This is a genomic window from Ensifer sp. ENS06 (assembly GCF_014852205.1).
Lineage (GTDB): Bacteria > Pseudomonadota > Alphaproteobacteria > Rhizobiales > Rhizobiaceae > Ensifer > Ensifer adhaerens.
The window spans coordinates 182,394-196,536 of sequence record NZ_JACVBC010000011.1 but is presented as its reverse complement, the minus strand read 5'-3'; the positions used below and the strand labels follow the sequence as shown (position 1 = coordinate 196,536).

The 14,143-nt window shown below is 63.4% G+C and carries 9 protein-coding genes; 6 read left to right on the top strand and 3 right to left on the bottom strand.

The window, feature by feature from the left end; genetic code table 11:
• The 4 genes from hemH to IB279_RS28745 form a co-directional block, all read left to right on the top strand.
• Positions 1 to 557 (top strand): ferrochelatase (gene hemH, locus IB279_RS28760; RefSeq protein WP_192340104.1); only part of this gene is annotated, 557 nt, incomplete at its 5' end.
• A gap of 194 nt (positions 558 to 751) precedes the next feature.
• Entirely contained in the window at positions 752 to 1,750 is a 999-nt protein-coding gene (locus IB279_RS28755) for an SPFH domain-containing protein (RefSeq protein ID WP_089044972.1), read from the top strand.
• Positions 1,751 to 1,753: 3 nt separating this feature from the next.
• The gene (locus IB279_RS28750; protein WP_112771924.1) at positions 1,754 to 2,224 is read left to right on the top strand and encodes an NfeD family protein; all 471 of its coding nucleotides are present in this window, start codon (positions 1,754 to 1,756) and stop codon (positions 2,222 to 2,224) included.
• A gap of 94 nt (positions 2,225 to 2,318) precedes the next feature.
• Complete coding sequence (locus IB279_RS28745; protein ID WP_112771923.1) at positions 2,319 to 3,782, top strand: outer membrane beta-barrel protein; 1,464 nt, start codon at positions 2,319 to 2,321, stop codon at positions 3,780 to 3,782.
• 78 nt (positions 3,783 to 3,860) lie between these two features.
• Here the strand turns inward: IB279_RS28745 and galU are convergent, their stop codons facing one another.
• Positions 3,861 to 4,748 (bottom strand): UTP--glucose-1-phosphate uridylyltransferase GalU, encoded by an 888-nt coding sequence (gene galU, locus IB279_RS28740; protein WP_034786782.1) that lies wholly within the window; start codon positions 4,746 to 4,748, stop codon positions 3,861 to 3,863.
• A 398-nt stretch (positions 4,749 to 5,146) separates the two neighbouring features.
• Between galU and IB279_RS28735 the strand changes: the two genes are divergently transcribed.
• Together IB279_RS28735 and IB279_RS28730 are read left to right on the top strand one after the other, a co-directional pair.
• Positions 5,147 to 6,367 carry a lytic murein transglycosylase gene (locus tag IB279_RS28735; protein ID WP_060581304.1) on the top strand — a complete coding sequence of 407 codons (1,221 nt, stop codon included), beginning with the start codon at positions 5,147 to 5,149 and terminating at the stop codon, positions 6,365 to 6,367.
• Positions 6,368 to 6,501: 134 nt separating this feature from the next.
• The gene (locus IB279_RS28730) at positions 6,502 to 7,752 is read left to right on the top strand and encodes a DUF459 domain-containing protein (RefSeq protein WP_112771922.1); all 1,251 of its coding nucleotides are present in this window, start codon (positions 6,502 to 6,504) and stop codon (positions 7,750 to 7,752) included.
• Positions 7,753 to 7,839: 87 nt separating this feature from the next.
• On the opposite strand, the gene IB279_RS28725 is transcribed toward IB279_RS28730, so the two are convergent.
• Together IB279_RS28725 and gltB are read right to left on the bottom strand one after the other, a co-directional pair.
• Positions 7,840 to 9,297 carry a glutamate synthase subunit beta gene (locus IB279_RS28725; protein ID WP_034786787.1) on the bottom strand — a complete coding sequence of 486 codons (1,458 nt, stop codon included), beginning with the start codon at positions 9,295 to 9,297 and terminating at the stop codon, positions 7,840 to 7,842.
• A 108-nt stretch (positions 9,298 to 9,405) separates the two neighbouring features.
• Complete coding sequence (gltB, locus tag IB279_RS28720) at positions 9,406 to 14,130, bottom strand: glutamate synthase large subunit (RefSeq protein WP_060581302.1); 4,725 nt, start codon at positions 14,128 to 14,130, stop codon at positions 9,406 to 9,408.
• Between the last annotated feature and the right edge of the window lie 13 nt (positions 14,131 to 14,143).

The following is a 14,143-nucleotide window of genomic DNA, read 5'->3' as shown; positions in this document are numbered from 1 at the left end:
ACAAGGCCTTCGAGGCGCTTCTGAAGATGCGCTGGCAGCCGGCACTGCGCACCGTTCCGCCCTACCACGACGATCCCGTCTACATCGACGCTCTGGCAACCTCGATCGAGCGTCACCTGGCGACGCTCGACTGGGAGCCGGAGGTGGTTCTGACCTCCTTCCACGGCATTCCGAAGAGCTATTTCGACAAGGGCGATCCCTACTACTGCCAGTGCCAGAAGACCGCGCGGCTTTTGCGCGAAAAGCTCGGCTGGTCGAAGGAGAAGCTGCAGGTCACCTTCCAGTCGCGCTTCGGGCCTGAGGAATGGCTGCAGCCCTATACCGACAAGACGGTCGAAAAACTTGCGCAGGACGGTGTCAAGCGCATTTCCGTCCTCAACCCGGGCTTCGTCTCCGACTGTCTGGAAACGTTGGAAGAGATCGCCGAGCAGGCGGCCGAAAGCTTCCATCACAATGGCGGCGAGAAGTTCACCCACATCCCCTGCCTGAACGACAGCGCCGAAGGCATGGCCGTGCTCGAACACGTCGTGCGCCGGGAGCTTGCCGGCTGGCTTTAATCGTCCCATCACCCCACTTGAACGGCGCGCTGGCCGCCAACTCAGGATGAAGGAGCCGCGCTCTTGCCCACCGGCGAGCGCGGCAATCTAACATTTTGAATTTACGCGCAATCCGCGGAAAAGCGATTCCGAAGGGAAACGGAATACGCTAGACTGCAGCCACAGGTCGAGATTGCAATTTAAGGGGGTAAGTCTTGGGCGGAATGGATATCGTCGTCATTGGCTTCGTGGTGCTCATCATCCTGGTCCTCTTCATGGGGATCAAGACGGTGCCGCAGGGCTACCGCTATACGATCGAGCGCTTCGGTCGCTACACCAAAACGCTGGAGCCGGGCCTCAATCTGATCGTGCCGTTCATCGACCGCATCGGCGCCAAGATGAACGTGATGGAACAGGTGCTCGACGTTCCGACCCAGGAAGTCATCACCAAGGACAATGCCAGCGTTTCGGCCGATGCCGTCGCCTTCTATCAGATCCTGAATGCGGCGCAGGCCGCCTACCAGGTCGCGCATCTGGAAAACGCCATCCTCAACCTGACGATGACCAACATCCGCTCGGTCATGGGTTCGATGGACCTCGACGAACTGCTCTCCAACCGTGATACGATCAACGACAGGCTGCTGCACGTCGTCGACGAAGCTGCCAGCCCCTGGGGCATCAAGATCACCCGCATCGAGATCAAGGATATCGCCCCGCCGAAGGATCTCGTCGATGCCATGGCGCGCCAGATGAAGGCCGAGCGCGAGAAACGCGCGCAGGTGCTCGAAGCCGAAGGCGCCAGAAACGCCCAGATCCTGCGCGCCGAAGGCGCCAAGCAGTCGGCGATCCTGCAGGCCGAGGGCCAGCGCGAAGCGGCGTTTCGTGACGCCGAAGCGCGCGAGCGCCTGGCCGAGGCAGAGGCGAAGGCAACCAAGATGGTCTCCGAGGCCATTGCGGCCGGCGACGTGCAGGCGATCAACTACTTCGTCGCCCAGAAGTACACCGAAGCACTCGCCTCGATCGGCACCGCCAACAACCAGAAGATCGTGCTGATGCCGATGGAAGCTTCCGCGCTGATCGGTTCGCTCGGTGGCATCGGCGCCATCGCCAAGGAAGTCTTTGGCGACAGCCAGACGGCGCCAGCGACCCGCCCGCGCCAGTCGACGCCGCGCACCACGCCAGCTTTCCCGACCGATCCCGCGCAAGGGAAGTAGACGATGATCGAACGCTCCATTCAAGAACTCGGGCCCTGGAGCTGGTGGGTTCTGGGCTTCGTGCTTCTCGCCGCCGAGCTCATCGCCCCCGGCGTGTTCCTGATCTGGATCGGTGTCGCCGCCTTGGCAGTCGGCATCCTCTCCCTCATGCTTTGGGAGGTCGGCTTCTGGACGTGGCAGGTCCAGCTCGTGCTGTTCGCGCTGCTCTCGGTGGCGGCCGTTCTCCTTGGCCGCCGCTTCGTTCTCTCCACATCCGAGACCACCGACGAGCCGCTTTTGAACCAGCGCGCCGAAAGCCTCGTCGGCCGCACCGCGGTCCTGGAAAAACCGATCGCCGAAGGCCGAGGGCGCATCCGGCTCGACGACACGTTCTGGGTCGTTGAGGGACCGGACCTGCCGGCCGGTACAAGGGTGCGCGTCGTTTCCACCCACGGCCGCAACCTGACCGTCGAAAGCGTAACCGCAAGCGGCTGATGCCACGACGTTTTTTCCGTTTGGAAACGATTGATTAACCACGTCGCTTTACGGTTGCGAAAGGATTGCAATCAGGCTCGTGGACAAACGGCATATGGTGCCAGGCTCATCTCGCTCGATCAAAGGAGGCGCGCGGCGTTCGACGTCGCTGGCGCTGCTGCTGGCCGGCACGGCGATGCTTGCCCCCGCATCCTTGAACGCCCAGACCGCCGCGACCGCACCCGCCACCGCTCCGACGACGACCACCTATGGCGCGGGCACAGCGCCTTCAGCCGTTCCGGCCGCGACGCCCGCAATCACCGATCCGCAGACCACCGGCGCCGTCAGCGCTGACGACCTGACCCCGGCCTCTAACGAGGATTACCTTCGCCTGAACCAGCGCGAGCCGACGATCGACGGTCTGCGGTTGCGGACCGACAACCCCGAATACGATCGCGCCCCGGGCATCCGAATCGGCACCTTCACGCTGCGCCCCAGCGTCAGCGAGACCATCAACCACGAATGGCGCAAGGACGGCGACACCAAGACCAACCGCGGCTATCTCGAAACCGGAATCCGCGGCACCTTGACCTCGGACTGGTCGCGGCATCAGCTGACCGTCACCGGCGAAGGCGTGTTGCAGAACAACATCTCCGGCGAGGGCGAGGAAGAGCCCCGCGCCAATGTCGATGCGGAACTGCGGCTCGATCTCTGGGACGAAACGATCGCCCGTCTGCGCGCCGGCTACAGTTTCGAGCGCGAGGACGCCGACGACCCGAACGCGATCTCCAACGCCAAAAACCAGTCCGCGGTCAACACCTACCGCCTCGGCGCGGCCGTTGAGCGTGATTTCGGTCTGATCCGCGGCTCGGTCGGCATCGATTTCGACCGACGCACCTATGGTGATGTCGAACTCGAAAACGGCACGAACCTTTCGGTCAAGTATCGAAACCGCAACACCGGTGTGCTCACGGCCCGCGTCGGCTACGAACTGTCGCCGGCATTGATCCCGTTCCTCGAAGCCTCCGTCGGCAAGTCACTCTACGATCTGCGCGAAGATCCGCTCGGTTTCGAACGCTCCTATCAGACCTATGCTGCACGCGGCGGTATCGAGCTCGACCTCGGCGAGAAACTCTATGGCGAGCTCGGCCTCGGCTACGAAACCTACAATTTCGAGGATGACCGGCTTGGCGAACTCCGCGGCCTGTCGGTCGATGGCCGCCTCAACTGGTCGCCGCAACGCGGCACCGACGTGCTCTTCGCCGTGTCGACCGACCTCAACCCGTCGACGACGCCCGGCGACGCTGGTTCGATCGACTACAACCTCACCAACATCATCACCCACCAGATGCGCTCGGATCTGGTCGCGCGGCTGACGAACAGCCTGACGCTGCGCAACTACCCCTCGAACGCCCGCTCGTCGGACGAGACCACCTGGCGCACGGGCGCCGGCCTCACCTACGACATCAACCGCTACCTGGCGCTGACGGGCGACGTCAGCTACGAGCGCACCACCCGCGATCAGGGCGACACCACCGACATCACCCGCGTCGGCGTCGGGTTGACGCTGCGCCGCTAAGGCAATCCCATTATCCAGATAAAAAAAGGCCGCGCCCGATGGACGCGGCCTTTCTTGCCTTCGAGAAGAGAAAGCCGATTACTTCAGGCTGCCGAGCAGGCTCTTCAGCGGGCCTTCGACGGTCGGACGGATATCGCCACGCTCGAGCGCGAAGGCGACGTTGGCCAGGATGAAGCCGTCCTTGGCGCCACAGTCGTAGGTATCGCCACGGAAGTGGTAAGCGGCGAACTGCTGGTTGTCGGAAAGCTTGAGCATGCCGTCGGTCAGCTGGATCTCGTTGCCGGCGCCGCGCTCCTGCTTTTCGAGAATCGGGAAGATCTCCGGCTGCAGGATGTAGCGGCCGTTGATGAAGAAGTTGGAGGGGGCAGTGCCCGGTGCTGGCTTCTCGACCATCTTGGTGATCTTGAAACCTTCGCCGACCTTGTCGCCGACGCCGACGATGCCGTATTTGTGCGCCTGGTCCGGCGCGCATTCCTCAACCGCGATGACGTTGCCGCCGCTCTGCTCATAGAGCTCCACCATGCCCTTCAGGCAGCCCTTCTCACCCTTCATGATCATGTCGGGCAGGAGCAGCGCGAAGGGCTCGTTGCCGACGAGTTCACGGGCGCACCAGACCGCGTGGCCAAGGCCGAGCGGCGCCTGCTGGCGGGTGAAGCTGGTGGTGCCAGCCTTCGGCAGGATGCCGTCGAGCAGCGCGATCTCGGCCTTCTTGTTGCGCTCGCGCAGCGTCTGGTCGAGCTCGACCTGAATGTCGAAATAGTCCTCGATGACAGCCTTGCTGCGGCCGGTCACGAAGATCAGGTGCTCGATACCGGCTTCCAGCGCTTCGTCGACCACATATTGAATGACCGGCTTGTCCACCACCGTCAGCATTTCCTTCGGCACGGCCTTGGTCGCCGGCAGGAAACGGGTGCCCAGTCCTGCGACCGGGAACACGGCTTTGCGGACTTTACGCTTGTCGGTCATCGATACCTCCTTGAAAGGATTTCACTCATAACTCTTGCCGAATGGTCCTGGACGTCAATCCGTCCCGAACCATACAGCGCTCCGTAATGGAGCCGCAATCTCTATGCCGTCAGCTGAACACAGCATGAACCGACGAAACAAATGCATATGCGAACTCCACGACCAAGGCTTGACATTTTCTGTGGCCGAAGACGCCACCACATTTTCATGGTAAAGGGTTTGTTGACCACGTTTCTGTAGATTCGTTGCAATCCGGCAATGCAACAAGCGCGGCCGGATCCGAAACAGGAGCCGCCGACGACTGCCCCCACCGTCCAGGCTGGCCCCAGACTGCCACCTTGCGGAGTGATTCGGGCCATGACGGCCGAAGCTCCGCAGAGAAACGGAACCGACAGCTGATGATCAGAAACCGCAGGACGTTTTTCCGTCATATCGCAGCCGCCCTCGTCCTATCCGCCGCCACGCTCGGCACCTCCCCCGCGCGCGCCGATACCGGGTTCCAGAACTGGATCAACGAGTTTTACGCGACCGCCGCCCAGGCCGGCATCACCAAGGCAACCTATCGCCAGGCCTTTGCCGGCGTAAAGTCGCCCGACCAGACGGTGATCGACAAGGCCAACTACCAGCCGGAGTTCAAGCACAAGATCTGGGAATATATCGATTCCCGCGTGAACCCCTACACCAAGCGCGTCGGCCAGGAGATGGCGACCAAGCACGCCCGCACGCTGAACGCGCTGGAGAAACACTTCGGCGTCGACAAGACCATTCTTCTGGCCATCTGGTCGATGGAGTCCAACTACGGCGCCGTGCTGGAGAAGGACGACCGCCTGCACTACGTCCCGCGCGCGCTCGCAACCCTTGCCTATGCGGATCCGAAGCGGTCGAACTATGCCAAGAAGCAGCTGATCGCCGCGCTGAAAATCCTGCAGAAGGGCGATATCACCCCACGTGAGCTGACCGGCTCCTGGGCGGGCGCCATGGGCCACACCCAATTCATCCCCACGAGCTACCTGCTCTATGCGGTCGACGCGGACGGAAACGGTCACCGCGACATCTGGAACTCGGTGCCAGACGCGCTGGCGACCGCCGCCAACCTTCTGAAGAAAAATGGCTGGCAGCCGGGCGAGACCTGGGGCTACGAAGTCGCCCCGCCGGCCAACGCCGCGAAGTATTCGGGCCAGACGAAGACGCTCAAGGAATGGGCGTCGCTCGGTTTTGCCCGGCCGAACGGCAAGGGCTTCCGCAACGGCAGCACGCGCGCCGAGCTCAAGCTGCCGAGCGGAGGCAACGGCCCCGGCTTCCTGATGACCAAGAACTTCTTCGTCATCAAGCGCTACAACGCTTCGGACAGCTACGCGCTCGGCGTCGGCCTGCTTGCCGACCAGATCGCCGGCTACCAGGGCATGCAGCAGCGCTGGCCGCGTCCGGACGGTTCGCTTGACATCAGCGAGAAGTTCGAGCTGCAGAACCGGCTGAAGGAGCTTGGCTACTACAGTGGCGAAGTCGACGGCAACTTCGGCTCCGGCTCCAAGGCCGCGATCCAGGCATTCCAGTCGAAGAACGGACTGGCGCCGGATGGTGAGCCGACGCAGATGCTGCTGCGGGCGCTCCGCAACTAGCAGGTTCGAAACGGTTTCACGATCTGAGTATCCGTGAGATACAATAGGGCAAGCGCGCTGCACCCCCGTGCGGCGCGCTGAAACTTTGGCGCGGCAAGGCCGCCCGAATACGCGATGAACGGGGCAGAAAGCAGATGATCAGCAGGCGCCGCAGGCACGACAGCCGTACGCCGTTCGGGATTGCGACGATCTGCATTGCCCTTGTGGCGATGCTCACCGTCAGCCTTTTTGCGAGCTTTGCCGAGGCGCAGGAGCGCGTTCAACGCCGCACCTTGTTTCAGATGCTCTTCGGCGGCTTGACCCGCGAACGGCCGACCTACCAGGATCGCGACTATTATCCCGAACAGCCGCGCCCGAAGCGCCAGCGCCAGCCGCAGCAGCGGCAGAAGGGCCAGGGGCAGCAGAAGCAGAAGCCAAAGGTTGCCGACACCCCTGCCCCGGCGCCGATAGTGGTGGAGAAGGCGCCGGATGCCAAGAAGGTGCTCGTCGTCGGCGACTTCATGGCCGGCAGCCTCGGCGATGGCCTGAAGACCGCCTTCGAGATGACGCCCGGCATCACCATCGAGACGCGGGCGAACGGTTCGTCCGGTCTCGTGCGCGAAGACTATTTCAATTGGCCGGGCACGCTGCCGGGCTATGTCGGCGACGTGAAGCCGTCGGTGATCATCATCAGCCTCGGCGCCAACGATCGTCAGCAGATGCAGATCGGCAGCACCAAGGAGAAGTTCCGCTCCGACCTCTGGACGGAAGAATATCGCAAGCGTGTCAACGCGCTGGCAGCCCTTGCGCGCAAGGAAAAGCTGCCGGTTCTCTGGGTCGGCATGCCGCCGTTCCAGTCGGCCGCGATGACCGCTGACATGGTCACCTTCAACGGCATCTATCGCGAGGAGATCGAGAAGGTCGGCGGACAGTTCGTCGACATCTGGGACGGCTTCGTCGATGAGGGCGGCAAGTTCGTTCTGACCGGCTCCGATATCAACGGCCAGCAGGTGCGCCTGCGCGGCGCCGACGGCGTCAACCTCACCAAGGCCGGCAAGCGCAAGCTTGCCTTCTACGTCGAGAAGGACATCCGGCGGCTGCTCGGCGATGCCGCCGCCACCGACAAGAACGTGCCGGGCGCCGACGAGCTCAAGGACCTGGTGGTGACCGCACCGCTCGGCAACGAGGATATCGTCAAGACCCAGCCGATCGGGCTGACCGATCCGGCGCTGGATGGCGCCGCGTCCCTGCTCGGCAGCGCCGCACCGGACAAGGGCAACGGCAAGAGCCCACGCGACCTGCTGGTTGGCAAGGGTGACGTCGCCGCCGCTCCGGCCGGCCGCGTCGATGACTTCCGCCTCTCGAAGCCAAACACGGTCATCAGCAACCCGGTGATCCGCAACTAGGCCGACGATCCCCATTCGGCCTTCTGGCACACCATGAAAAAAGCCCCGCATCGCTGCGGGGCTGTTTTCATGCTTGGGAGTAATGCCTTAGCGCGGCAGCGTGGTCGAACCCATCAGCGCCTCGTCGATCGCACGTGCCGCCTGGCGGCCTTCGCGGATCGCCCAGACGACGAGCGACTGGCCGCGGCGCACGTCGCCGGCCGTCCAGAGCTTGTCGACCGAGGTCTTGTAGTCGCGCTCGTTGGCGACGACGTTGGTCGAGCCGCGGCGGTCGGTGTTGAGCGTCAGCTTGTCGCCGAGGTCCTTGATCACGCTGTTGGTGAAGGGACCACTGAAACCGATGGCGATGAAGGCAAGATCCGCCTTGATGATGAACTCCGTGCCGGCGACCGGCTTGCGGCGATCATCCACCTGGCAGCACTTCACGCCGGTCAGGTTGCCGTCCTCGTCGCCGATGAACTCAAGGGTCGCCACCTGGAACTCGCGGATGGCGCCTTCGGCCTGGCTCGAAGAGGTGCGCATCTTCGTCGCCCAAAACGGCCAGACGGCGAGCTTGTCTTCCTTTTCCGGCGGCTGCGGACGGATGTCGAGCTGGGTCACCTTGACGGCGCCCTGGCGGAAAGCGGTGCCGACACAGTCGGACGCGGTATCACCACCGCCGACGACGACGATATGCTTGCCGCCGGCAAGGATCGGCTGCGACGGCCAGCCGACGCTGTCGATGTTCTCGCGGCCGACGCGGCGGTTCTGCTGGACGAGATAGGGCATCGCGTCATGCACGCCGGCGAACTGGACGCCGGGGATGCCCGCGTCGCGCGGGGTCTCGGAGCCGCCGCAGTAGAGCACGGCGTCATGCTCGTCGAGCAGGCGCTGCATCGGAACGTCGACGCCGACATTGATGCCGCAGTGGAAAGTGACGCCTTCGCCGCGCATCTGGTCGACGCGGCGATCGATGAAGTTCTTCTCCATCTTGAAGTCCGGGATGCCGTAGCGAAGCAGGCCGCCGGGCTTGGTTTCTCGCTCGTAGACGTGCACCTCGTGGCCGGCGCGGGCAAGCTGCTGGGCCGCGGCCATGCCGGCAGGTCCCGAGCCGATGATCGCGACCTTCTTGCCGGTCTTGGTGACGGCCGGCTGCGGCACGATATAGCCCATTTCATAGGCCTTGTCGGCGATCGCCTGTTCGACGGTCTTGATCGCCACCGGGGTGTCTTCGAGGTTCAGCGTGCAGGCTTCCTCGCACGGTGCCGGGCAGACGCGGCCGGTGAATTCCGGGAAGTTGTTGGTCGAATGCAGGTTGCGGATCGCCTCGTCCCAGTTGCCGTTGTAGACGAGATCGTTCCAGTCCGGGATCTGGTTGTGCACCGGGCAGCCGGTCGGGCCGTGGCAATAGGGGATGCCACAGTCCATGCAGCGAGCTGCCTGCTTCTGCACTTCCGGTTCTGACATCGGAATGGTGAATTCGCGAAAATGGCGGATGCGGTCGGACGCCGGCTGGTACTTTGCCACTTGCCGGTCGATCTCGAGAAATCCAGTTACCTTACCCATCGTTTCATCCTGAAAGCTGTGCGTCTGAACAGGCGCTTTTTGCGAGCGCGCGTGAGGGGCCCCCGAACCGATCTGTGATGAACCGGGAGCCTTGGTCACCGGGGCCTCCTATTCGGCCGCCTCTGCCATTTTCATGCGTTCCATATCCTCGAGCGCACGGCGGTACTCGACCGGCATGACCTTGCGGAATTTCGGCCGGTAATCCGTCCAGTGATCGAGGATCTCCTTCGCCCGGGGCGAACCCGTGTGGTGAAGGTGGTTGGAGATGAGCTGATAAAGCCGCTCCTCGTCGTGGCGCGTCATGTCGCCCGACACGTCGACCATGCCCTTGTGCATGATGTCGCCGCCGTGGTGGTGCAGCTTCTCCAGCATGTCGTCCTCTTCCGGAACCGGTTGCAGCTCGACCATCGCCATGTTGCAGCGACGGGCGAAATCGCCTTCCTCGTCGAGCACATAGGCGACACCGCCCGACATGCCGGCCGCAAAGTTGCGCCCCGTTCCGCCGAGCACGACGACGACGCCGCCGGTCATGTATTCGCAGCCGTGGTCACCCACGCCCTCGACGACCGCGACCGCGCCGGAGTTGCGCACGGCGAAACGTTCGCCGGCAACGCCGTTGAAGTAGCACTCGCCCGAGATCGCGCCGTAAAGCACGGTGTTGCCGACGATGATCGATTCTTGCGGAACGATCGTCGCATTTTCCGGCGGCCGGACGATGATGCGACCGCCCGAAAGACCCTTGCCGACATAGTCGTTACCGTCACCCACGAGATCGAAGGTGATGCCGCGTGCGAGGAACGCGCCGAAGGACTGGCCAGCCGTGCCCTTGAGGGTCACGTGGATGGTGTCGTCCTTCAGGCCCTTGTGGCCCCAGCGCTTGGCAAGAGCACCGGCAAGCATCGCGCCGGCCGAACGGTCGACGTTCTTGATCTCGGCTTCGATCTTGACCGGAGCCTTGGTTTCGAGCGCGACCGCCGCTTCCTTGATCAGCTTGCGATCGAGAACATCGTCGATCGGGTGCTGCTGGCGCGTGGTCCAGTAGGTCTCTTCCTTCTTGGCTTCCACCTTGTGGAAGATCTTCGAGAAGTCGAGGCCGTTGGCCTTCCAGTGCGCGAGCGCACCGTCCTTTTCGAGCAGTTCCGAAGCGCCGACGATGTCGTTGAGCTTCCTGACGCCGAGCGACGCCAGGATCTCGCGCACTTCTTCGGCCACGAAGAAGAAGTAGTTGATGACGTGCTCGGCCGTGCCCTTGAAGCGCTTGCGCAGCACCGGATCCTGGGTCGCAACGCCGACGGGACAGGTGTTGAGGTGGCACTTGCGCATCATGATGCAGCCGGCAGCGATCAGCGGTGCGGTGGCGAAGCCGAATTCGTCGGCACCGAGCAGCGCGCCGATGATGACGTCGCGGCCGGTCTTCAGACCACCATCGACCTGAAGGGCGACGCGCGAACGCAGGCCGTTCAGCACCAGCGTCTGCTGGGTCTCGGCCAGACCGATTTCCCAGGGGCTGCCGGCGTGCTTCAGCGAGGTGAGTGGCGAAGCGCCGGTACCGCCGTCGAAGCCGGCGACAGTGATATGGTCGGCACGCGCCTTGGCAACGCCGGCGGCAACCGTGCCGACGCCGACTTCCGAGACGAGTTTGACCGAAACGTCGGCTTCCGGATTGACGTTCTTCAGATCGTAGATCAGCTGCGCCAGGTCTTCGATCGAGTAGATGTCATGGTGCGGCGGCGGCGAAATCAGGCCGACGCCCGGGGTCGAATGCCTGGTCTTGGCAACCGTCGCATCGACCTTGTGGCCGGGCAGCTGCCCGCCTTCACCAGGCTTGGCCCCTTGCGCCACCTTGATCTGCAGCATGTCGGCATTGACCAGATACTCGGTGGTCACGCCGAAGCGGCCGGACGCGATCTGCTTGATCGCCGAACGTTCCGGGTTCATCGAACCATCGGGCAGCGGCAGGTAGCGGTCGCTTTCCTCGCCCCCTTCGCCGGTGTTCGACTTGCCGCCGATCCGGTTCATGGCAATCGCCAGCGTCGTATGTGCCTCGCGGCTGATCGAGCCGAAGGACATGGCCCCGGTCGAGAAGCGCTTGACGATATCGACGGCCGGTTCGACCTCGTCGACCGAGATCGGTTTGCGGCCAAGGGCCTCGGCGCTCTTGATCGTGAACAGGCCACGGATGGTGTTCATGCGCAGCGCCGAGTTGTTCACCATCTCGGCGAACTCGCGGTAGCGGTCCTCTGCGTTGCCACGAACTGCGTGCTGCAGCGAGGCGATTGCGTCGGGCGTCCAGGCATGGCTTTCGCCGCGCATGCGGAAGGCATATTCGCCACCGATATCGAGCGAGTTGGCGAGAACCGGGTCGGCGCCGAAGGCCGCCTTGTGGCGGGCGACGGTTTCGGCGGCGATCTCTTCGAGGCCGATGCCTTCGATCGTCGTCGCCGTGCCGAAGAAGAACTGGTCGACAAGCTTCGACGACAGGCCGACGGCGTCGAAGATCTGCGCGCCACAATAGGACTGGTAGGTCGAGATGCCCATCTTGGACATGACCTTGAGGATGCCCTTACCGACGGCCTTGATGTAGCGGTAGACCACTTCGCTGCCGTCGACTTCCTTGGGGAACTCGCCACGCTTGTGCATGTCGGTGAGCGTATCGAAGGCGAGATAGGGGTTGATCGCCTCGGCGCCGTAGCCGGCGAGCAGGCAGAACTGATGCACTTCCCGCGGTTCGCCGGATTCAAGCACGATGCCGACCGACGTGCGCAGACCCTTGCGGATCAGGTGGTGGTGCACGGCCGCGGTCGCGAGCAGCGCCGGGATAGCCACGCGGTCCGGTCCGACCTGACGGTCGGAGAGCACGATGATGTTGTAGCCGCCCTTTACCGCCGCTTCGGCGCGCTCGCAGAGCCGGTCGAGCATTTCGGGCATGCCTTCGGCACCGCGCGAAATGTCATAGGTAAAGTCGAGCGTCTTGGTGTCGAAACGATCCTCGGTGTGACCGATCGAGCGGATCTTTTCGAGATCGCCGTTGGTCAGGATCGGCTGGCGCACCTCGAGCCGCTTGGCATGCGCCATGCCCTCGTGGTCGAGGATGTTTGGACGCGGGCCGATGAAAGAGACGAGGCTCATCACCAGCTCTTCGCGGATCGGGTCGATCGGCGGGTTGGTGACCTGCGCAAAGTTCTGCTTGAAATAGGTGTAAAGCAGCTTGCGCTTGTCCGACATCGCCGAGATCGGCGTGTCGGTGCCCATCGAGCCGATCGCTTCCTGGCCGGTCGTCGCCATCGGCGACATCAGGATCTTGGTGTCTTCGAGCGTGTAGCCGAAGGCCTGCTGACGATCGATCAGGGAAACGTCGCGACGGAGCGCACGCGGCTCCACCGGCTTCAGCTCTTCGAGGATCAGCTGGGTGTCTTCGAGCCACTTGCTGTAGGGGTGCTTTTGCGCGAGCGAGGACTTCACCTCCTCGTCGGAGATGATGCGGCCCTGCTCCATGTCGATCAGGAGCATCTTGCCCGGCTGCAGGCGCCATTTCTTGACGATTTTGTCTTCGTCGACCGGCAGCACGCCGGCTTCGGACGCGAGGATGACGCGATCGTCCGAGGTTACGATGTAGCGGGCCGGACGCAGACCGTTGCGGTCGAGCGTCGCACCGACCTGACGACCGTCGGTAAAGGCGACCGCTGCCGGACCGTCCCACGGCTCCATCAGCGCTGCGTGGTATTCGTAGAACGCCTTTCGCTCAGGCGACATCAACTGGTTGCCGGCCCACGCCTCGGGGATCAGCATCATGACGGCGTGCGACAGCGAATAGCCGCCCTGCACCAGGAACTCGAGTGCGTTGTCGAAGCAGGCGGTGTCCGACTGGCCTTCGTAGGAGATCGGCCAGAGCTTGGAGATGTCGTCGCCGAAGAGCGGCGAGGAAACCGACGCCTGGCGCGCCGCCATCCAGTTGACGTTGCCGCGCAGCGTGTTGATTTCGCCGTTGTGGGCGACCATGCGGTAGGGATGCGCGAGCTTCCACGATGGGAAGGTGTTGGTCGAGAAGCGCTGGTGAACGAGCGCCACCGCACTTTCGAAGCGCGGGTCGGACAGATCCTTGTAATAGGCGCCGACCTGGTAAGCGAGGAACATGCCCTTGTAGACGATCGTCGAGGACGACAGCGACACGGGGTAGAAGTTGCTCTCCTCGCCCTTGTATTCGTCATAGATGCGGTTGGAGATCACCTTGCGCAGCGTGAAGAGACGGCGCTCGAACTCCGGGTTCGTAGCGGCGTCACGGCCGGCACCGATGAAGATCTGGACATGGCGCGGCTCGGTCGCGGCGATTTCCGGCGCCTTCGACAGCGACGCGTTGTCGACGGGCACGTCGCGGTAGCCGATGAGCACCTGGCCCTCTTCGGTGACGACGTCCTTGATCACCTGCTTGAAGTGTTCGACGAGCGCATCGTCCTGCGGCATGAAAATGTGGCCGACGGCATATTCGCCCGCCTTCGGCAGGGTGATGCCCTGCTTGGCCATCTCCTCGCGGAAGAAACGGTCGGGAATCTGCACGAGGATGCCCGCGCCATCTCCCATCAGCGGGTCGGCGCCGACGGCACCACGGTGCGTCAGGTTTTCGAGCATGAAGAGACCATCGCGCACGATCTGGTGCGACTTCTGACCCTTCATATGGGCGACGAAGCCGACACCGCAGGCGTCATGTTCGTTGCGCGGATCGTAGAGCCCCTGTTTTCGCGGCAGGCCAGTCGGGAATGCGGGCGTTTTTTCAGCCGTCGCAACGCTGTGTGCGAGGTTGAGCCCAGATTGCTGTGATGGCGAATGATCCGTCATCGTTTTCCCTCCT